The 19,096-nt window shown below is 54.0% G+C and carries 20 protein-coding genes; 9 read left to right on the forward strand and 11 right to left on the reverse strand.

Annotated features, from left to right (window positions below; all coding sequences use genetic code 11):
* Positions 1-30: 30 nt before the first annotated feature.
* Together RTM06_RS02325 and RTM06_RS02330 are read right to left on the reverse strand one after the other, a co-directional pair.
* Positions 31-1,113 (reverse strand): malate/lactate/ureidoglycolate dehydrogenase, encoded by a 1,083-nt coding sequence (locus RTM06_RS02325; protein WP_312179682.1) that lies wholly within the window; start codon positions 1,111-1,113, stop codon positions 31-33.
* 107 nt (positions 1,114-1,220) lie between these two features.
* Positions 1,221-1,466 (reverse strand): hypothetical protein, encoded by a 246-nt coding sequence (locus tag RTM06_RS02330; RefSeq protein ID WP_008103719.1) that lies wholly within the window; start codon positions 1,464-1,466, stop codon positions 1,221-1,223.
* 946 nt (positions 1,467-2,412) lie between these two features.
* On the opposite strand from RTM06_RS02330, the gene pagP reads away from it, so the two are divergent.
* The 3 genes from pagP to RTM06_RS02345 all read left to right on the forward strand — a co-directional run bounded on the left by pagP (position 2,413) and on the right by RTM06_RS02345 (position 3,967).
* Positions 2,413-2,985, forward strand: a complete 573-nt coding sequence (pagP, locus tag RTM06_RS02335) for a lipid IV(A) palmitoyltransferase PagP (RefSeq protein ID WP_372340019.1) — start codon at positions 2,413-2,415, stop codon at positions 2,983-2,985.
* Between the two features lie 150 nt (positions 2,986-3,135).
* Positions 3,136-3,345, forward strand: a complete 210-nt coding sequence (gene cspE, locus RTM06_RS02340) for a transcription antiterminator/RNA stability regulator CspE (RefSeq protein WP_007890714.1) — start codon at positions 3,136-3,138, stop codon at positions 3,343-3,345.
* A 196-nt stretch (positions 3,346-3,541) separates the two neighbouring features.
* Positions 3,542-3,967, forward strand: a complete 426-nt coding sequence (locus RTM06_RS02345) for a GNAT family N-acetyltransferase (RefSeq protein ID WP_293796517.1) — start codon at positions 3,542-3,544, stop codon at positions 3,965-3,967.
* Here RTM06_RS02345 and RTM06_RS02350 read toward each other — a convergent pair.
* Positions 3,951-5,306: an aminotransferase class I/II-fold pyridoxal phosphate-dependent enzyme gene (locus RTM06_RS02350; protein WP_312179686.1), complete on the reverse strand. Its 1,356-nt coding sequence runs from the start codon at positions 5,304-5,306 to the stop codon at positions 3,951-3,953. The genes RTM06_RS02345 and RTM06_RS02350 overlap by 17 nt on opposite strands.
* Positions 5,307-5,444: 138 nt before the next feature.
* On the opposite strand from RTM06_RS02350, the gene RTM06_RS02355 reads away from it, so the two are divergent.
* From RTM06_RS02355 to tatE, 6 genes are all read left to right on the forward strand, one after another.
* On the forward strand, positions 5,445-6,404 hold the full coding sequence (locus RTM06_RS02355) for an ABC transporter substrate-binding protein (protein WP_312179688.1): 960 nt from the start codon (positions 5,445-5,447) through the stop codon (positions 6,402-6,404).
* A gap of 2 nt (positions 6,405-6,406) precedes the next feature.
* A complete protein-coding gene (locus RTM06_RS02360) occupies positions 6,407-7,201 on the forward strand; it encodes a deaminated glutathione amidase (RefSeq protein ID WP_008103707.1) in 795 nt (264 codons plus the stop codon).
* A gap of 19 nt (positions 7,202-7,220) precedes the next feature.
* The gene (locus RTM06_RS02365; RefSeq protein WP_312179691.1) at positions 7,221-8,108 is read left to right on the forward strand and encodes an ABC transporter substrate-binding protein; all 888 of its coding nucleotides are present in this window, start codon (positions 7,221-7,223) and stop codon (positions 8,106-8,108) included.
* Positions 8,105-9,064, forward strand: a complete 960-nt coding sequence (locus RTM06_RS02370; RefSeq protein WP_256695895.1) for an amino acid ABC transporter permease — start codon at positions 8,105-8,107, stop codon at positions 9,062-9,064. Before RTM06_RS02365 ends, RTM06_RS02370 begins: the two co-directional genes overlap by 4 nt.
* On the forward strand, positions 9,061-9,831 hold the full coding sequence (locus tag RTM06_RS02375; RefSeq protein WP_256695896.1) for an amino acid ABC transporter ATP-binding protein: 771 nt from the start codon (positions 9,061-9,063) through the stop codon (positions 9,829-9,831). The genes RTM06_RS02370 and RTM06_RS02375 overlap by 4 nt, the downstream gene beginning before the upstream one ends.
* Before the next feature lie 94 nt (positions 9,832-9,925).
* Complete coding sequence (gene tatE, locus RTM06_RS02380) at positions 9,926-10,129, forward strand: twin-arginine translocase subunit TatE (RefSeq protein WP_256695897.1); 204 nt, start codon at positions 9,926-9,928, stop codon at positions 10,127-10,129.
* An 89-nt stretch (positions 10,130-10,218) separates the two neighbouring features.
* Here the strand turns inward: tatE and RTM06_RS02385 are convergent, their stop codons facing one another.
* The 8 genes from RTM06_RS02385 to mrdA all read right to left on the reverse strand — a co-directional run bounded on the left by RTM06_RS02385 (position 10,219) and on the right by mrdA (position 19,093).
* Positions 10,219-11,265 carry a hypothetical protein gene (locus RTM06_RS02385; RefSeq protein WP_312179695.1) on the reverse strand — a complete coding sequence of 349 codons (1,047 nt, stop codon included), beginning with the start codon at positions 11,263-11,265 and terminating at the stop codon, positions 10,219-10,221.
* 147 nt (positions 11,266-11,412) lie between these two features.
* Positions 11,413-12,378: a lipoyl synthase gene (gene lipA / locus RTM06_RS02390; RefSeq protein WP_265299571.1), complete on the reverse strand. Its 966-nt coding sequence runs from the start codon at positions 12,376-12,378 to the stop codon at positions 11,413-11,415.
* A gap of 176 nt (positions 12,379-12,554) precedes the next feature.
* Entirely contained in the window at positions 12,555-13,205 is a 651-nt protein-coding gene (gene lipB / locus RTM06_RS02395) for a lipoyl(octanoyl) transferase LipB (protein WP_312179699.1), read from the reverse strand.
* A 69-nt stretch (positions 13,206-13,274) separates the two neighbouring features.
* Positions 13,275-13,538: a DUF493 family protein YbeD gene (gene ybeD / locus RTM06_RS02400; protein ID WP_008103691.1), complete on the reverse strand. Its 264-nt coding sequence runs from the start codon at positions 13,536-13,538 to the stop codon at positions 13,275-13,277.
* Positions 13,539-13,635: 97 nt separating this feature from the next.
* Positions 13,636-14,847: a D-alanyl-D-alanine carboxypeptidase DacA gene (gene dacA, locus RTM06_RS02405; protein WP_256695901.1), complete on the reverse strand. Its 1,212-nt coding sequence runs from the start codon at positions 14,845-14,847 to the stop codon at positions 13,636-13,638.
* A 118-nt stretch (positions 14,848-14,965) separates the two neighbouring features.
* Positions 14,966-16,057, reverse strand: coding sequence for an endolytic peptidoglycan transglycosylase RlpA (gene rlpA, locus RTM06_RS02410; protein ID WP_312179702.1), 1,092 nt, complete (start codon positions 16,055-16,057; stop codon positions 14,966-14,968).
* 10 nt (positions 16,058-16,067) lie between these two features.
* Positions 16,068-17,180 carry a peptidoglycan glycosyltransferase MrdB gene (gene mrdB / locus RTM06_RS02415; RefSeq protein ID WP_036648258.1) on the reverse strand — a complete coding sequence of 371 codons (1,113 nt, stop codon included), beginning with the start codon at positions 17,178-17,180 and terminating at the stop codon, positions 16,068-16,070.
* Between the two features lie 8 nt (positions 17,181-17,188).
* Positions 17,189-19,093 (reverse strand): peptidoglycan DD-transpeptidase MrdA, encoded by a 1,905-nt coding sequence (gene mrdA / locus RTM06_RS02420; protein ID WP_256695903.1) that lies wholly within the window; start codon positions 19,091-19,093, stop codon positions 17,189-17,191.
* Positions 19,094-19,096 lie beyond the last annotated feature (3 nt).

Genomic DNA, 19,096 nt, shown 5'->3' on the forward strand with positions numbered 1-19,096 from the left:
CTGAGGCATCGCGCCTCAGCCGCTTGCGGTTTACTGCGTTAAGGCGCGGAACGCCGCGAGCTCCTCTTGCGGCATACCTGCCTGTAACGCCGCGTCACAGATTTGCTCCCAGCTATTGCTATCCAGTGGAATGCCATCCCTTTCGCGTGCCACGCGGTTCTGCTCTTCCCACTCGCCGGGCACCTGAATCGGCGCATCGCCACTTTGCGGCGACTGTTTCACCCAATCAAGGAATGATTCTGCTTCTTCCTGCATCGCGGGCGCATCAAACGCATCCGGATTAACGATGATAGTGGTCATGCAGTTGAAAATGGCATCGTGGCTGGTGACCAGCGTCTCATCATGCGTGGTGCGACCGCCCGACAGCGCGCCGCCGAGGATTTCGCACATGGTCGCCAGCGCATAACCTTTGTGCAGACCGAACGGCATCAGCGAACCATACGGCGCCTGATGCATCACGCCCGGTTCGGTGGTCGGCTGGCCCTGATGATCAATCAGATAACCTGGCGCGACCTGCTGCTCTTTGTTCCACGCTACCCGCGTTTTACCAAAGGCGATGCCGCTGGTGGCGAAATCGAGCAGCAGCGGTTTGGCATTGCGGCGCGGGAAAATGGCGCAGAAAGGATTGGTGCCGAAGCGACGATCGCTACCGTTAAACGGCGCCACCATCGGATCGCCCATCACGTTGACGAAGTGGAACGAGACAAAACCGGCGGCTGCACACTGTTCCGCCCAATGACCGATACGACCAATGTGGTGCGAATGGTGTAGACCAACTGCCGCAATGCCGAGTTTGGCGGCGCGCTCAATGCCGAGCTGCATCGCCTCAAACGCCGCGACCTGACCAAAACCGTTATTACCCTGTAGCGTCAACACCGCACCGGCGTCTTTTGCAATGCTGGCATGTTGGTTGAGTTGCAAAAAGCCCTGCGCCAGCGAATTCATGTAGCTCGGAATCATGCCAACGCCGTGTGAATCGTGGCCCGCCAGGTTCGCAGCCACCAAATGATCAGCGACCAGGCGTGCCTCTTCGGCATTGCTGCCCGCATGTGACCAAATGGCTTGAACAAACTGATGAAGACGGGAAGGGGCAATAAGATGCAGCGTACTCACGCGGTTAATCTCCTTATCATGAACGATATTGCATCCTGCGACGAAACCCGTGATAACCGCAAGTCAGCGATAAAGAAGTAAAGGGCCACAAGGTGTGGCCCAAAAACTCAGTGCGGCTGTTCAAAACCCGCTTTGACCATTTGATCACGTAACGCGCGGGTAATTTCTCGGTTCCCGCCGGTGACCGGATAAATGACGTTGTTGACGACATCGTCAAGATAATGCTCTTCAAACTCCTGCATGGTGAGTTGCGTGCCACCTTCATCATTTATCGCAATGCTGCCGCTGATGTGGTTGCCGTAATCCTTTGCCTTAAGGCTGTAACGCCCCATGCTGGTATTAATCGTGCTCATAAGAATCTCCTTGTTACGTAGGCATTGATAACAATTGAGGCCTCTTCAGGCGAAGTAAGTTTAGCCGATATACGGGCGCTGAGTACGGTAACAAGGGGTAGGGAAAGCGAATGCTGCGACCCGTCTCGCAGAAAATAATCTGCGCCAAACGAAACGAGAACATAGGGCTGTGACCACGCTCGCAGCGCCCAGCGAAAGCAGAATGATCATCTATAATGGTTAACAGACACGTTATTTTTCATACTTGAAGGAGCGAACAATGAAAATAATTCTGTGGGTCATCGCCATCATCTTCATCGTTGGATTACTGACAATTACAGGCGTCTTTAAACTGATTTTCTGACAATGACAGGCACCTGCGGGTGCCTGAATTTTTTATTCAGCATAGGATTTTTCACTGTCTTCACAGGACGCCACAGGCAGAATGAGATCATGCAGATTTAGCGGTTTCTGACATCGTGCGCAGCAGGCGCCATGATGATTTGGCAAATCGACCTTTTCGCAGTCCGATAAGGTATAAAAAAATTTAGCGCAACCGCAGCGGCTACAACGAATAGTCATGTCAGTTTTTTCCCCATCTCCGTCCTGGAGTATCGAGATTTATCTTATTCGTCTGATGAGTTCAATTGATAAATTTTATTAACTTATTCCGTATGTGAATTGTTTGCGCTAAGTCTCTGAAAGCTATCTTGTTGCATGTCGTTATCATTACAACAGGTCTGCACTTTATGACCATCCCCGATAATACCTATCCGTTTATCTGGCGTTTCAATTTCGCGCCTCGCTTGAGGTAAAATTCGCCAACATCCAAGAATTCGCCTGGAGAGATTAAGTGACTTTTTTACTATTATCCTGGCAATTACGTTAGAAACTCGTCGTACAGGAAGCTGAAAAATTTGCCTTCGGATAATGAATTTTTCAGCATGACATAACAGGAAATTACGTTGTGAATCGGCACTTTTCTGCAGCTTTGTTTGGCTGCATTTTGACCTCATCGGTCTCATTTTCAGCATCAGCGGTAACCACGTCACAAGCCATCAAATCTGGCTGGAACACCTTTAGCGACAACGTCTCGCAAACCTGGTCGCAACCGCAGAATTATGATTTTTATCTGCCAGCGATTACCTGGCATAACCGTTGGACTTACGACGATGAACACATCGATAAGTACAACGAACGCCCGTGGGGCGCGGGTGCTGGCGTCTCGCGCTGGGATGAAAAAGGTAACTGGCACGGCCTGTATCTGATGGCGTTTAAAGACTCGTTTAACAAATGGGAGCCGATTGGTGGTTACGGTTGGGAAGCGACCTGGCGACCGCTTAACGATCAAAACTTCCATTTGGGGGCGGGATATACGGCGGGCGTAACGGCACGGGATAACTGGAAATATATTCCGGTTCCGCTGATATTGCCTTTAGCATCAATCGGATATGGTCCAGCCACTTTCCAAATGACTTATATTCCCGGCACTTACAATAACGGTAATGTCTATTTTGCCTGGCTGAGATTTGAGTTTTAAGCATTGGTAGCGTGCAGAAAGTGTGATCGGCATGCAAAAAATCAATATTTATCACTTTTTCATCAAATCGCACTGGACAAATGTCACCGCAATTGCTGTACTAGACGTCGACACAGTTTAGTGTCCTTTTTTCATGTAAAGGTAATATAGATGTCTAAGATCAAAGGTAACGTAAAGTGGTTTAATGAGTCGAAAGGCTTCGGTTTCATTACTCCAGAAGATGGCAGCAAAGATGTATTCGTACATTTCTCTGCAATCAACAGCAACGGTTTCAAAACTCTGGCTGAAGGTCAGCGCGTTGAGTTCGAAATCACTGACGGTGCTAAAGGCCCATCAGCTGCTAACGTTATCGCACTGTAATTTAACAGTTCGAATTCTGAAAACCCGCCTTCTGGCGGGTTTTTTTTTATTCTTAAATCAGCTCGCTGCTTTGTCTGCAGATAGATTCTGAGGCACATCTCACAGATAACTTCCGTAACACAGCCACACCAATGCTTACTTGCAGATTTTTATCCGGCAACGCTATATAACTGCTCAGGGAAAATGAGGAGGCAGGATGAACATACGTCAGGCACAGGCAAAAGACAGTTTTGCATTAAGCGCGTTGTTGACCGAATTAGGCTATAGCGCGACGGAAGGATTTATCGATACGCGATTGGCCCAGCTTATTGATCATCCCGATGAAACGTTGTTGGTCGCTGAACACGGCAATCAGGTGCTGGGTTTTCTGTCATTGCACTTTATCCCGCAGCTGGCATTGGCCGGCGATTTTGCCCGCATTAGTTACTTTTGTATTGCCGAAGGCGAGCGCAGCAAGGGCAGTGGACAGCAACTTTTGAATCACGCCGAACAGCTGGCGCGTTCACGTGGTTGCGATCGCATGGAAGTGCATTGCCACTCATCGCGTCTCAAAGCCAACCAGTTCTATGCGCGCGAGGGTTATGTGGAATCCCCGCGCTATCATATTAAAGCTCTGGGTTGAGGTTTAGCTCGCGTCCGCTGGCAATCACAATGGCGTCGGCGATGCTGTCGAGTTGTGCAAAAGGCAGCAGCGCCGCACTGACGCGAATGAATTGCCGGCTGTTAATACTACAGCGTTCGCCGGGCAGCACGGCAATGCCTCGCGCGGCCAGCGTGATCATCGCGTACTGCTCCGATTCCACTGGAATCCACACGCTTAATCCATCGCGCTCCTCCAGCACTAAACCGCGTTTCGCCAGCGCTGCCAGTAGTTGCTGGCGACGTTGCGCATAGGTGGCTTTGGCCTGCTGAATACGCTGCTGAGTCTGCTCGTCGTTGAGCATCCACGCCACGGCATCCTGCAAAATACGGCTGGTCCAGCTGACGCCAAAGTTGCGCCACGCTTGCAGACGCTTCACCATTTCCGCAGTGCCTGATAACACCGCCAGACGCAAATCTGGTCCATAAGCTTTGGAAAACGAGTGCACATGCAGCACGCGTTCGGGATAGTGGAAGCCGAGGCTAAACACCGGCCAGCGCGACAGATCACCAATGCCATCATCTTCCACGATGATGGTGCAGCTGTTCGCCAGCACGCGTGCGAGCTCTGCACTGCGTCGCTGACTCACGCTGTGTCCGGTGGCTGAATGGGTGCGCGGCTGATAGATAAACATCGCCGGAGATTTCTGCATCAGCGTGCTCAGCGCCGAGGGAATCGGCCCTTGCTCATCGCACGGCAACGGCAAAATTTCAGCGCCAATGTTGTCTAAAATATCCAGTAATCGCGTGGCTGTAGGATCTTCAATCACTACACGATCGCCCGGAGACAGCAAGGTTTGCACAATCAGGTTCATGGCATCAAAACCGCCGTCGGTCGCCAGCCAGGCTTCGGCGGGATAGGGCCAGCGCGGCGTCACGGCATCCTGCAGTTGTGGTGAAATCGCCTCGCGCTGATAGCTATTCAGTTGCGGTGAGGCAATGCCAGCCAGCATCGCCTGACGCAGATCCGGCAACAAGTCTGGATCCGGTGAGGCCATCGCCAGTGATGCCTGAACATTCTCACCGTAATTACCGATCTTCTCGAAACGAATCGGACGCGGCATTACGCTGTTGCCGCTCACCCACACGCCGCTGCGACCTTTCCCCGCCAGCACTTTCTGCTTCTTCAGTTGCGCCCAGGCAGCGGAAACGGTTGCCGGACTCACGCCCAGTCGTTCTGCCAACTCGCGTACCGCCGGCATTTGCATGCCAATTGCAATCTGCCCATCGCGAATCAGTGTTGATGCCGCATGCGTGATGCCTTTGACGGAGGCATCCGTGATCTGCTGGCTAAGCCACTCCAAATCCACACTTTGCGTCATAAGAAAATCCTTTGTTCAGTAACAAATAATAGATTGTTCAGGTTAGTATTCGCGTTTTAGACTCAAATTCAAGCACTATTTGCTGCATAAATAATCACAGCCGCAGGGCTGGCAGAACAGACGGGGGAAGGCATAACTATGGTAACCATCAGACTGGCGGTACGTGACTGGGATTACTTCACACCGCTGGCACTTGGCGATATCAAACCGGAAGGTTTCACGCTGGAGATCGATCGGGTTGGCACGTTGGTGGATAACCTCGCAACCAGCGATAAATACGATGCCGGTGAAGTGTCGTTTAGCCGCTTTGCTCAGGCGCGGGCTAAAGGTGACACTTCGCTGCTGGGCCTGCCACACTTCCTGATGCGCGGTTTCCGCCAGCGCTGCATCATCACGTGCAGCGACAGCCCGATTACCACGCCAGCGCAGCTGAAAGGAAAAAAGATTGGCGTAACCGGCTGGCAGGATTCAGGCAACACCTGGACGCGCACCGTGCTGCGTGAAGCGGGCGTGGAGATTGATGATGCGTACTGGTTTGCCGGACGTTTGACCGAAGATCATCCGATTGTTGATCGTCTGGCCGGTTTTGGCCGCCCGGGCCGCATTGAACCGGCGCCAGGCGAGCGCCCCCTAATTGAACTGCTGAAGGCGGGCGAGCTGGATGCGGTCTTTACGCCCTTTATGCCGGAAGGTTTCTTCCTCGCCGATTCAGGTCTGCGCCAGTTGCAGGTGGATTTTGCCGCTGCCGAGCGCGACTATTTTAATCGCGTCGGTTATGTGCCGGGCATTCACTTGCTGGCGCTGAAGCCCGCCTTAGCCGAGGCGCATCCGTGGCTGCCGCAGGCGCTGAGCGACATCATTGATCGTTCATACCAGATGTGGATGAAGAAGCGCGAGAAATACGCCGACACCACGCCGTGGCTGCTGGATGATTTGCGGCGCACCGCGCAGGAATTACCCGCCAACTGGAATCAGAACGGATTTTCGGTTAACAAAAAGATGATTGCCGACTTTGCGAATGAGCTGTTCCAGCAAGGTTTAACCCAAACATTGCTGACACCGGAAGTGATTTTCCCGGCTGCGGCGCAAGGAGAATAACCATGAAAGTAGCAATGGGACAATTTGCCGTCAGCCGCGAATGGCAGGAAAACACCGACATCTGCATTGGACTGATGAATCAGGCGCTGGCGGGCGGCGCGGATCTGCTGGTGCTGCCGGAAGGCGTGCTGGCGCGTGATATCGCCGATCCTGATCTGGTGCTGAAAGCGGCGCAGCCGCTGGATGGTCCTTTCGTCACGCAGTTGCTGGCGGTTAGCAAAGGCAACAACCTGACCACCATGATGAGCGTGCACGTGCCGACAGAAGGGCAGAAGGCGCTTAACGTGCTGATCGCCATTCGCAACGGTGAAATCATCGCCGAATATGTGAAGCTGCACCTGTACGATGCCTTCGCCATGCAGGAGTCGCAGCGCGTGAATCCAGGGCGCGAGATTCCGCCGCTAGTTGACGTGGCTGGCATGAAAGTGGGGTTGATGACCTGCTACGACGTGCGCTTCCCGGAGCTGGCACGTCGCTTAGTGCTCGACGGCGCCGATGTGCTGGTGCTGCCGGCTGCATGGGTGAAAGGGCCGCTAAAAGAGATGCACTGGGAATTGCTGACCACCGCGCGTGCGCTGGAAAACACTTGCTACATGGTGGCGGTGGGCGAATGCGGTCCACGCAACATCGGCAACAGTCTGGTGATCGATCCGTTGGGCGTGGCGATCGCCAAAGCGCCGGAATCAGCCGCGCTGGTGTTTGCCGATCTCGATCCACAGCGCATCGCCTATGCACGCAGCGTACTGCCGGTGCTGGAGAATCGTTGTTTCGCTCGTCCCGAACTTAAACCGCTTTGATCGCTGGGGAATCCGACTGATGAAAATTCTTGCTACCGCCATCGCGCTTTCATTGGGCCTGACGGCCTGTTTCGCTCAGGCAGCTGACGCTATTCCAACGCAAAAAGTGGATCAGGCACTGCACGATCGTCTGCCAGCAGAGATTAAAAGCAGCGGCAAAATGATCTCGGTGAACAACGGCTCCTTTCCTCCGTACGAGATCGTTAATGGTCCGCACTCAATGGATGGTGCCTCCGCCGATCTCACCGAAGCGCTGGCACAGCTGCTGGGCGTGAAGATTGAACATGCCACCGTCAGCGGTTTATCGGGCGTGCTCACCGGCATTAATTCTGGCCGTTACCAGATGGCGATTGGGCCGATTGGGGATTATCCGGATCGTCAGCAGAAGGTCGATTTTATCGACTTCGTGCAGGAGTTCGTGGTGTTTGGCGTACAGAAAGGCAATCCATCCAAGATTAACGGTCTGGAAGATACCTGCGGCAAACGCATTGCGGTGATGGCGGCGGGTTCAGCGGAGCAGGTGATTCGTAAGCAGTCCGATGCCTGTGTCGCGGCGGGTAAACCGGCGGTGGTGGTGCAATCCTTTACCGATCAGCCGTCGTCGATTTTAGCCGTGCGCTCAAAACGCTCCGATGCCTTCTTCTCATCGCAGGCGCCACTGACTTACTTTATCGAACAGGCTAACGGTCAGCTGGAGCTGTCGGGCAAAGGCAAGAAAAACGGCTTTGGCGACATTTTCCAGGGCACCGTGGTACCGAAGGGGTCGGAACTCGGCAATGTGGTGCTGGATGCTTACAAAGAGCTGTTCAGTAACGGCACCTACGCGGCCATCATGAAGAAGTGGAAGTTAGACGGCAACGTGTTGCAGCAACCGGGACGTAACCTGGCGCAAGGGGCAGCAAAATGAGTCCGGTCACCAACAATTCGCGAGCCAGGGATAAGGCCGACGTGCAGCAGCGCGATGTGGCTTTTGCCCGCAGTGCGCCCACTTATGGGCGCTGGATCTCATGGATTTTGGTGCTGGTTATTGCCGCAGACTTCCTCTGGCTGGTGGCGACCAACCCCAATTTTGAGTGGAACGTCGTGCTGCAGTGGTTCACCGAAGGTTCGGTGATGAAAGGCCTGCAGGTTACGCTCGGCTTAACGGTGGTGTCGATGATTCTTGGCACGCTGCTGGGGCTGTTGCTGGGCGTGTGGCGTCTTTCGGATAACAAATTGCTGAGCGGCTTATCGTCGCTCTACATCTGGTTTTTCCGTGGTACGCCGCTGCTGGTGCAGCTGATCTTTTGGTACAACCTGTCGACGCTGTTTCCCACGATCTCGATCACTATTCCGTGGACGGATATCACCTTTGCCAGCTGGAATACCAACGATCTGATTACGCCATTGACCGCAGCGATTGCTGGACTGGCGCTTAATGAAGCGGCCTATATGGCCGAGATCATTCGCGCTGGCTTACTGTCAGTGGATAACGGTCAGGTTGAAACCACGCAGGCGTTTGGCATGAGCCGCAGCCGTGCGCTGCGCCGTGTCATCATTCCACAGGCGATGCGTTCGATCATTCCGCCAACCGGCAACCAGTTGATTAGCATGATCAAAGCGACCTCGCTGGTGAGTGTGATCGCCATGGGCGATCTGTTGTACTCGGTGCAGGCCGTGTATAACCGCACCTTTGAAATTATCCCGATGCTTATGGTTGCAGTGATTTGGTATCTGTTTATCACCTCGATTCTCAACGTGGGTCAGTCCGCCATCGAGCGTTACTACGCACGCGGCACTACCCGCACGGTGGTGAACAAACGTCGTGTTGCCGCTAACGAAGCCGCGCCAGCCGTCGCGCACCGTCTGAAGGAGGATGTATGAGTGACGTTCAGCCGCTGGTGCGTGCGCGTAATGTGCAGAAGAGTTATGGCGATAATGAGGTGCTGAAAGGCATCGATCTCGATGTGTTTCCCGGTGAAGTGGTGGTGATTCTCGGGCCATCGGGTTCGGGTAAATCTACCTTTTTGCGCTGCATTAATCATCTGGAAGACATGAATGCCGGTTCAATTATGGTGGGTGACGACCAGATCGGGTACGAGCTGAAGCGCGGTATTTTGCATCGCCTGTCGGCGCGTAAAATTGCTCATCAGCGTCAGAAAATCGGTATGGTGTTTCAGCAGTTCAACCTCTATCCGCATATGACGGTGCTGCAAAACATCATTGAAGCGCCGATTGGTGTGCACAAATTTGCGCGGCAGGACGCGCTCAAGCATGCCCGTGAACTGCTGGCGACCGTGGGATTGAGTGACAAAGCGGATGCCTGGCCGCGTCATCTGTCAGGGGGGCAACAGCAGCGTGTGGCGATTGCGCGTGCGCTGGCGATTAAACCGGCGCTGATGCTGTTTGATGAACCCACTTCGGCACTCGATCCGGAGTTAGTCGGCGAAGTGCTGGCCACCATGCGCACATTAGCCGATCAAGGTCTGACCATGATTGTGGTGACCCATGAAATTGGTTTCGCGCGTGAGGCGGCCGATCGCGTGGTGTTTATGGATGGTGGCGTGGTGGTGGAGCAGGGCAGTCCGGAGCAAGTGATTGGTAATCCGCAGCATCCGCGCACGCAGGCGTTTCTCAGCCGCTTTATTTAGGCGGTCTCACTCTGTTACAGATTGCAGTTGAGGCCGTTTATAAACTGCGCGTTAATAGTCAGGTCCGTTTTTCACATTGGTTGAAAGGTAAATTATGGAAGGTATCAGTATTGCCAAACTGCTGATCATCGGTGCGCTCATCGTACTGCTTTTTGGCACCAACAAGTTACGTTCACTGGGTGGCGATCTGGGTTCCGCAATCAAAGGCTTTAAGAAAGCCATGAAAGATGATGAATCCGGCGCATCCAAAAGCAGCGTTGAAGAAGCGCCTGCTGAGCGTGTCAGCCACAAAGAGTAATCTCTGCGCCGAACGTCAATAAGTGTAAATATTTATTACGTTGATAAAAAACCAGACTGTTGTCAGTCTGGTTTTTGTTTTTTTGCGTCTTAGTGCCAAACAATGCTGGCAACACCTTGTTCATGTAGATCAAACAAGCTGGTGTGAACCATTGATGGATAGGTAGTGATCCCATCCTGGGTTTGCCAGTCATCAAGCATCAGGTCAGTTAAAACCAACGGCAACAGTGACACTGGCGTTTCATCCTGTGGAGGGACCCAGTCGATTAGCGCCGCATCAATCATATCCAGCTGACCGTCCTCGATTGGCAACAGAATGATGCTGGGTTTGGCTTCGATGACAAATAGACAGTCGATTTTGTTGCCAACCACGCCCTGCGCACTGGTCGGCATGGCACTGAACGTATGCTGAGCGGCGGGCAAATCCGCAGGCAGTGCAAACTGCCATTGACCGTCATCCGCAATCTCCTGGCTTCCAACCAGCACATCATCAACGTAGAAAAGCAAGATAGAACCTACAGGCGCATCACCACTGAATAGGATATTGCCGTTTTTATCCTGTGTATTGCGGTTGATGGTTACTTCGCTCTCCACTGCGGCAAGCGTTGTGATCGTTACCCACGATGCCGGTTCGCTGGCAGGCTGTTCAGGCAATGCCAACAGTTCATGTATCGCCACGTCAATAAATTGCGGGTTGGATTCTGCTGCCCAGTTTGATGAAACTGGCATCGCAATCTCCGCCCCCAGCAGCTCAAAGTTCCATTGGTTTTCTGCATCATATGCAATCAATGAATGCGTCATGTGCAGGGTTGGGGACTGGGAGATTGCTGGCAGGATCGTCACTGCTGGCTGAGCAAGGGCCACTTCCGCGTTAACCCACGCCTTTTCAGGAAGCGGCAGTTGCAGATGCATCTCGTTGTAGCGATGCTCAATACTGATGGCGGTAGCGATAAAGGCATTGGCACAGGACGCGTGCGCTGACGTATAGGGATTGGTGATGTCTTTCGGCGTGGTGCGCGTTTTTAGCGCCTCCAGGCTCTCTTCTGATGCGCCATAGTGCCGCGCCTCTGAGGATGGACCTGACACATCCGGTGCTCGTAGTACATCGAGCGCCTTTCTATGAAAGGAAGTTTGCATAATCTGACCTTCAAAAAATACACTGAGAAAAAATGAACAGGCTCTTATGGCCTCAGCGGTTAAAGCGTCAGGTTTGCGACAAAGATTAAGTGGGTGTGGGGGGATTTTTGCGATTGCGCCCTATTAAGAACGCAATCGCGAGGAATATTACTTAACTTCCAGACCTTTGGCCTGCATATCGGCGTGATAAGACGAGCGCACAAACGGGCCGCAGGCGGCATGGGTGAAGCCCATCGCCATCGCTTCCTCTTTCATCTCATCAAACTCGGCTGGGCTAACGTAGCGCTGCACCGGCAAGTGGTGACGGCTCGGTTGCAGATACTGTCCCAGCGTCAGCATGGTGACGCCGTGGCGACGCAGATCGCGCATCACTTCAATGATCTCGGCATTGGTTTCGCCAAGGCCCACCATCAAACCCGATTTGGTCGGGATATCCGGATGTGCTTCTTTGAAACGCTCCAGCAGCTTCAGTGACCAATCGTAGTTGGCGCCTGGGCGGACCTGACGGTAAACGCGCGGCACGTTCTCCAGATTGTGGTTAAACACATCAGGTGGCGTCGCGGTGAGGATGTCCAGCGCGCGATCCATACGACCACGGAAGTCCGGCACCAGCGTTTCAATTTTGATGGTTGGGCTTTTTTCGCGAATCGCGCTGATGCAGTCAGCAAAGTGCTGAGCACCGCCGTCGCGCAGGTCATCGCGGTCCACCGAAGTAATCACCACGTAACGCAGCGCCATGTCGGCGATGGTTTGGGCCAGTTTCAGCGGTTCGTTAGCGTCAGGCATATTCGGACGGCCATGGGCCACGTCGCAGAATGGGCAGCGGCGGGTACAAATTGCGCCGAGGATCATAAAGGTCGCGGTGCCGTGGTTAAAACACTCGGCAAGGTTAGGGCAGGAGGCTTCTTCACACACTGAGTGCAGACCGTTTTTACGCATCGCGGCTTTGATGCCCTGAATGCGGCTGGAATCCGCAGGCAGTTTGATCTTCATCCATTCCGGCTTACGCAGAATTTCTTCACGCTCAACCATCACGGTTTTCACCGGGATCAGCGCCATTTTGTCGGCATCGCGATACTTGACGCCACGTTCCATCTGAATTGGTTTACTCATAAATCTGCAGGTTCCGGTCGGGATTGCGATTTGAAAGCTTCCTCACTCAAACTGAGAACCAGGCTTTCAACTTTTTTTGAAAATATGGCAAAAATTATATCATCTCGTCTGCCCATAAGCAGCCGATTAGCCAGTGCAAAAGTTACAATTTTGTAAATGCGCACGTACAGTCAAGGTCAGACTGCGGCATCACTTTGCCATTCCAGTTGGGTAAATCCGGTCAAACGGGCGAAATGCTGCACCAGACGCGGCTGCACATCGGCGGGCGTAACGTCCGGCTGCAGCTGGCTGAGCTGCGTCATCTGCATTCCGGCATAACCGCACGGATTGATGCGCAGGAAGGGCGCGAGATCCATCGCCACATTCAGCGCCAGGCCGTGAAACGAGCAGCCTTTGCGGATGCGCAGCCCCAGCGAACAAATCTTGTCATCGCCCACGTACACGCCTGGCGCATCCGGTCGCGCACGGGCGCGGATGTTGTAGTCGGCGAGCGTGGCGATCACCGTTTCTTCCAGTGCCGTCACCAACTCACGCACGCCCATCTTGCGGCGTTTCACGTCGATCAGCACATACATCACCTGTTGGCCGGGGCCATGGTAGGTGACCTGGCCGCCGCGATCGCTTTGTACCACCGGAATATCGCCCGGCATCAGCAGATGTTCGGCTTTACCTGCCTGACCTTGGGTAAACACGGGATGATGTTCCACCAGCCAGATTTCATCGGCGGTGTTGCTGTCGCGTTGATCGGTAAAGTGATGCATCGCATCGGAGATGGGTTGCCAATCGCGCTGGCCGAGTTGACGAACAAGAAGCGTATTAGCTGACAAAGCAGAGATCCGGTAAAGAGTGGAAGGCAGAGTATAACGCTGGCAAAGCGGACTTTGCCAGCGCCAGAATTACAGCACCATACGCACGATTTCGATGTTGCCCAGCTCTTCGTACAGGGTTTCAACCTGCTCAATGTGGGTGGCGATGATGGTAATGGAAACCGAGTGATAGTTGCCTTTGCTGCTTGGCTTAACATCCGGTTTGTAATCGCCTGGCGCGTGGCGCTGCACCACTTCAACCACTTGATCAACCAGCTCCGGTTGCGCCAAACCCATCACTTTGTAGGTGAAAGGCGTAGGGAATTCGAGCAGTTCATTCAATTTGGTTTTCATACATTGACTCCGGTGCTTAAAAAAACAGGCTCCCGCCGAGGCGGGAGCAAAGATAGTAGCTTATTTGGGGGCAAATTGGCGTTTTTTCAAGCGCGCCTTAGCCAAACCAGTGGTGGAACATCAGTTTGATGTAATCGATGATGCGGCCGAAGAAACCGCCTTCTTTCACTTCGTTCAGCACCACCAGCGGACGCTGTTCAACGGTTTTGCCATCCAACTGGAAGTTGATGCTGCCCACGACCTGATTTTTCTGCAGCGGTGCGTGCAGTTCAGTGTTGTTCAGCACATAGCTGGCTTTCAGGTCTTTCATGCGGCCACGTGGGATGGTCAGATAGGCATCTTTTTCCACGCCCAGCTGAACACGATCGCTGTCACCGAACCACACGGGCTCAGACGCAAATTCTTTGCCTGCTTTCAGCGGTGCCACGGTTTCGAAGAAGCGGAAGCCCCACGTCAGCAATTTCTTGCTCTCGGTTTCACGGCCTTTATAAGTCCGACCGCCCATCACTGCGGAGATCAAACGCATCTGGCCTTCAGTGGCAGAGGCAACCAGGTTGTAGCCCGCTGCGTCTGTGTGACCAGTTTTGATGCCATCCACGTTCAGGCTGGTATCCCACAGCAAACCGTTACGGTTAGTCTGCTTGATGTTGTTAAAGGTGAAATCTTTTTCACGGTAAACCGCGTACTCATCAGGCACGTCACGGATCAGTGCCTGACCGATCAACGCCATATCGCGCGGCGAGCTGTATTGGCCTTCCGCATCCAAACCGTGCACGGTCTGGAAGTGGGTGTTTTTCAGGCCCAGTGCGCCAACGTAGTTGTTCATCAGGTTAACGAACGCGTCCTGGCTGCCGGCAACATAATCCGCCATCGCCACACAAGCGTCGTTACCTGATTGCAGCACGATGCCGCGCGTCAGCTGAGAAACCGGTACACGATCGCCTGGCTTCAGGAACATCAGGGATGAACCTTTGAATACCGGATTACCGGTTGCCCAGGCATCTTTGCCCACGGTCACGATGTCATCGTTATGGATTTTGCCCGCTTTGACCGCCTGACCAATCACGTAGCTGGTCATCATTTTGGTCAAACTTGCCGGATCGCGGCGTGCATCCGCGTTCTTTTCGGCCAGCACTTTGCCGGAGTTATAGTCGATCAGCACATAAGCTTCAGCATCAATGTCCGGTACGCCCGGAATCATAGTCTTAAGGTTAATATCGTCCGCAAAAGCGGCATGGCTGAGAGAAAGAGCGACCAGTGATCCCACTGTCAGGCGTTTCAGAAAACGAGAAGGTTTCAGCGTATTCATGTTCAGGACTACAACATCCGTGGGTTTAGAGTGAAAAAAGTGCCTAACTATAGCAAACGCCCCGATCGGGCGACATCTTGCTTTGCAAATCAGTTTCAGCAGGAAATGTCACTGTCCGTTACATTGATGGACGGGCAGTGGTAATAAATGAGCTCATTTGCGCTTCAGTGTTTAGACGCTGCTGCAACGCGGCGGCTTCGGCACGGCTTTTATAGCCGCCTAACTGAATGCGATAGACATTGCCATTGGCTTCAACGGCGCCCGGTACGCCAAAACGTTTACCCAGGCTTTCCGCCAGCTGGCGCGCCCGCGCTGGATCGTTAATCGCACCAACCTGCACCACATAACCGCTGCCAGCATGGGCATTCTGGCTGCTGGCAGGCGCGGCTACGGCTGGTGCGGGAGAGGTTGGTGCTGCTGGCGCGGCAACCGGCTCGCTGCCTTCCAGCACACCCGTGGCTAACGGCTGCGGCGCACCGAGAAAACCGCTGCTTTGCACTGGCGCACCCATGCTGTCACTGCTTTGCAAGGTGCTGTTATCTACGGCGCGCACATCTTGCGGTGCAGGCGCGGGTGCCGCATTGGCGCTACCGCCCATCATCACCATACCGCCGCCGAGGTCCGGACGCGCGGGCAGGGCATAGCTCTGTTTGGCGACGGTGGTTCCGATGGTGCCGGGACCAGAAACTGAGCCATCCGGAGCCACTTTGATGTAATCAACGCGCACGCGGGTATTGTTAGAGATATTCAGGCGATCGCCCGCCGCACGCGACAGGTCGATAATGCGGCCTGGCGTATAAGGACCGCGATCGTTAACGCGCACCACAATCTGGCGACCGTTGGCGAGGTTAGTGACGCGCACATAGCTCGGCAGCGGCAGCGTAGGGTGCGCGGCTGTCATGCCTTCCGGATCGTAAGATTCACCGATAGCAGTGCGATTACCCTGCGCTTCGTCACCGTACCAGGTGGCTAAACCCACTTCACTGTAGTTCGACGGATCTTTGATCACGCGGTAGTTTTTACCGTTGACGCTGTAATCCTGGCTGGTGGAAGGATTGATAGGTTCATAGCGTGGTTCCACGCCAGGAATTTCCACTACCGGGCCGTTATAGGCCGGTTGCGGTGGCGCAGTATTATTCTGCGGTTCCGGTGTGGAACAGGCAGCCAGTACCAATGATGCCAGTGCAACCCCAAGCCAGTCCTTACGCATGTGCAGCCTCTTAAACGCTTTTAGATAACATTTTTCGATGAGTATGGATCGACATCACAATGCCAAATCCAGCCATTAACACAATCAATGCCGATCCGCCGTAGCTCACCAGCGGCAGCGGTACGCCAACCACCGGTAAGATACCACTTACCATGCCAATGTTAACGAAAACATAAACGAATAAAATCAGCATCAAACCGCCCGCCATCACGCGACCAAAGGTGGTCTGCGCACGCGCAGCGATAATCAGTCCGCGCATGATCAGCAGCAAATAGAGTACCAGCAATAACAACACGCCAACCAGGCCGAGTTCTTCCGCTAACACGGCAAAAATAAAGTCGGTATGACGCTCAGGCAGGAATTCCAGCTGCGATTGGGTGCCATGCAGCCAGCCTTTGCCGCGCAGGCCACCGGAACCGATAGCAATCTTCGACTGAATAATGTGATAACCGGCGCCGAGCGGGTCGCTTTCCGGGTCCAGCAGCATCATCACGCGGTCACGCTGATAATCGTGCATCAGGAAGAACCACAAAATCGGGATAAAGGCCGCCACCAGCAGCACGGCGATACCAATTAGCTTCCAGCTCATACCGGATAAAAACAGCACAAATAGACCGGAAGCGGCGATCAGAATCGACGTACCCAGGTCAGGCTGTGCCGCCACCAGCAGCGTCGGCATGAAAATCAGCACCAGCGCGATGCCGGTGTTTTTCAGCGTCGGCGGACAGACATCGCGGTTAATAAAGCGCGCCACCATCAGCGGCACGGCAATCTTGGCGATCTCCGAGGGCTGAAAGCGCACAAAACCCAAATCGAGCCAGCGCTGTGCGCCTTTACTGATGTGGCCAAAGGCATCCACCGCGATCAGCAATATCACGCAGACAATATAGAGATAGGGTGCCCAGCTTTCGTAAACGCGCGGCGGCACCTGCGCCAGCACCAGCATGATGACGATGCCCATGGCAATCTGCCCGAACTTACGCTCGGTCATGCCGGGATCCTGTCCGCTGGCGCTCCAGATGACAATGGCGCTGTAGGTCAGCAAGCTGAGAATGATCAGCATAAACAGCGGGTCGATATGGATGCGCGTCCAGATCGATCTTTTCTGCGGACTATCGTTCATGGACATTGTTATTCACCTTCGTAGCCGGGCGGCATCGGTGCGGCTTCTGGCAGCACGGTATTATTGTCGCCTAACATAATGTGGTCGAGAATCTGGCGCATCACGGTGCCAACAGCCGGACCTGCGCCGCCGTTTTCCAGAATCATGGTGACGGCCACGCGCGGCTTATCGTACGGCGCGTAAGCGGTCATTAATTTATGGTCGCGCAAGCGCTCTGCAATCTTGTGCGCGTTATAGACTTCATTTTCTTTCAGGCCGTAAACCTGTGCGGTACCGGATTTGGCGGCGATTTTGTAAGGCGCATCGGCAAAACTCTTGTGTGCCGTACCGTTGGCGCGGTTCGCTACGCCATACATGCCGTCTTTAGCAATTTCCCAGTAGCCTGAGTGAATGTCGCCAATCGGTGCATCCGGCGGCTGGCGATAGGGCACCATGGTTTGGCCTTCACGCGTGGCGCGCAGTAAGTGCGGCACCTTGATCACACCGTCGTTAATCAGAATCATCATCGCTTTGTTCATCTGAATCGGTGTCGCTGTCCAGTAGCCCTGACCAATACCCACCGGAATGGTGTCACCTTGATACCACGGTTTCTTAAAGCGCTTAAGCTTCCACTCGCGTGTAGGCATGTTGCCCGCGCTCTCCTGCGGCAGGTCAATGCCGGTGCGATGGCCGTAACCAAACTTAGTCATCCACTCCGACAGGCGATCGATGCCCATATCGTAGGCGACCTGATAGAAGAAGGTATCCGCTGATTCTTCCAGCGATTTGGTGACGTTCAGGCGGCCGTGGCCCCATTTTTTCCAGTCGCGATAGCGCTTTTCCGAGCCGGGCAGTTGCCACCAGCCGGGATCGAACAGGCTGGTGTTGCGGTTGATTACGCCTGCGCTCAGTGCCGACACGGCAACGTAAGGTTTCACCGTGGAAGCCGGTGGATAGGAAGCTTGCAGCGCACGGTTATACAGCGGACGGTTTTCGTCGCTCAACAGTGCTTTGTAATCTTTGCTGGAGATGCCGTCGACAAACAGGTTCGGGTCATAGCTCGGCGTTGACACCAGCGCAAGGATTTCGCCGGTGCGCGGATCGCTTACCACCACCGCCGCGCGGCTGCCGGTGAGCAAGGTTTCGATGTATTGCTGCAGCTTGAGGTCAACCGTCAGATAAATATCGCGTCCGGCCTGCGGAGACTGCTCGTGCAGCTGGCGGATGACGCGGCCACGGTTGTTAACTTCAACCTCTTCATAACCGGTTTTACCGTGCAGCACATCTTCGTAATAGTTCTCGATGCCGAGCTTGCCGATATCATGGGTAGCCGCATAGTTCGGCCATTTGCCTTCCTGATCGAGGCGTGTGACATCGCGATCGTTAATTTTAGAGACGTAGCCCACCACATGCGTCAGCGTCTGGCCGTAAGGATAGTAGCGGCGCTGATAGCCTTTTACTTCCACGCCAGGAAAACGGTACTGATTGACGGCAAAACGCGCTACCTGCACCTCGTTTAAACCGATTTTGACCGGAATCGAGGTAAAGCGGCGTGAGCGTTTGCGCTCTTTTTCAAACGCATCGATATCGTCGTCGGTCAGATCCAGCACCGGACGCAGATCCTGCAAGGTCTGCTTCAGGTTTTCGACCTTTTCCGGCATCAGTTCGGCCTGATAGATGGTGCGATTCAACGCTAGCGGCACGCCGTTACGATCAAAAATAATGCCGCGACTCGGCGCCACCGGCACCAGTTTGATGCGGTTTTCATTCGAACGGGTGCTGTAGTCGTCAAAGCGCAGAATTTGCAGGTGGTACATATTGACCACCAGAATGCTGGAGAGCAGCAGGATGCCAACAAAAGCCACCAATGCTCGGCGGACAAAAAGTTTCTGTTCGGCAGTGTAATCGCGAAAGGCGTTGCTCTGTAATTTCATCCG

Origin of the sequence: Pantoea sp. CTOTU46764 (assembly GCF_031974595.1) — a bacterium.
GTDB lineage: Bacteria > Pseudomonadota > Gammaproteobacteria > Enterobacterales > Enterobacteriaceae > Pantoea > Pantoea trifolii.

Coding starts and splice junctions, on each gene's coding strand:
- RTM06_RS02385 (WP_312179695.1), bottom strand. CDS start 11,265: ATGCAAACTTCCTTTCATAGAAAGGCGCTCGATGTACTACGAGCACCG.
- lipA (WP_265299571.1), bottom strand. CDS start 12,378: ATGAGTAAACCAATTCAGATGGAACGTGGCGTCAAGTATCGCGATGCC.
- mrdB (WP_036648258.1), bottom strand. CDS start 17,180: ATGAACGATAGTCCGCAGAAAAGATCGATCTGGACGCGCATCCATATC.
- tatE (WP_256695897.1), top strand. CDS start 9,926: ATGGAAGGTATCAGTATTGCCAAACTGCTGATCATCGGTGCGCTCATC.
- RTM06_RS02365 (WP_312179691.1), top strand. CDS start 7,221: ATGAAAATTCTTGCTACCGCCATCGCGCTTTCATTGGGCCTGACGGCC.
- RTM06_RS02375 (WP_256695896.1), top strand. CDS start 9,061: ATGAGTGACGTTCAGCCGCTGGTGCGTGCGCGTAATGTGCAGAAGAGT.
- RTM06_RS02355 (WP_312179688.1), top strand. CDS start 5,445: ATGGTAACCATCAGACTGGCGGTACGTGACTGGGATTACTTCACACCG.
- RTM06_RS02360 (WP_008103707.1), top strand. CDS start 6,407: ATGAAAGTAGCAATGGGACAATTTGCCGTCAGCCGCGAATGGCAGGAA.
- mrdA (WP_256695903.1), bottom strand. CDS start 19,093: ATGAAATTACAGAGCAACGCCTTTCGCGATTACACTGCCGAACAGAAA.
- RTM06_RS02345 (WP_293796517.1), top strand. CDS start 3,542: ATGAACATACGTCAGGCACAGGCAAAAGACAGTTTTGCATTAAGCGCG.
- RTM06_RS02350 (WP_312179686.1), bottom strand. CDS start 5,306: ATGACGCAAAGTGTGGATTTGGAGTGGCTTAGCCAGCAGATCACGGAT.
- cspE (WP_007890714.1), top strand. CDS start 3,136: ATGTCTAAGATCAAAGGTAACGTAAAGTGGTTTAATGAGTCGAAAGGC.
- RTM06_RS02330 (WP_008103719.1), bottom strand. CDS start 1,466: ATGAGCACGATTAATACCAGCATGGGGCGTTACAGCCTTAAGGCAAAG.
- ybeD (WP_008103691.1), bottom strand. CDS start 13,538: ATGAAAACCAAATTGAATGAACTGCTCGAATTCCCTACGCCTTTCACC.
- dacA (WP_256695901.1), bottom strand. CDS start 14,847: ATGAATACGCTGAAACCTTCTCGTTTTCTGAAACGCCTGACAGTGGGA.
- RTM06_RS02370 (WP_256695895.1), top strand. CDS start 8,105: ATGAGTCCGGTCACCAACAATTCGCGAGCCAGGGATAAGGCCGACGTG.
- rlpA (WP_312179702.1), bottom strand. CDS start 16,057: ATGCGTAAGGACTGGCTTGGGGTTGCACTGGCATCATTGGTACTGGCT.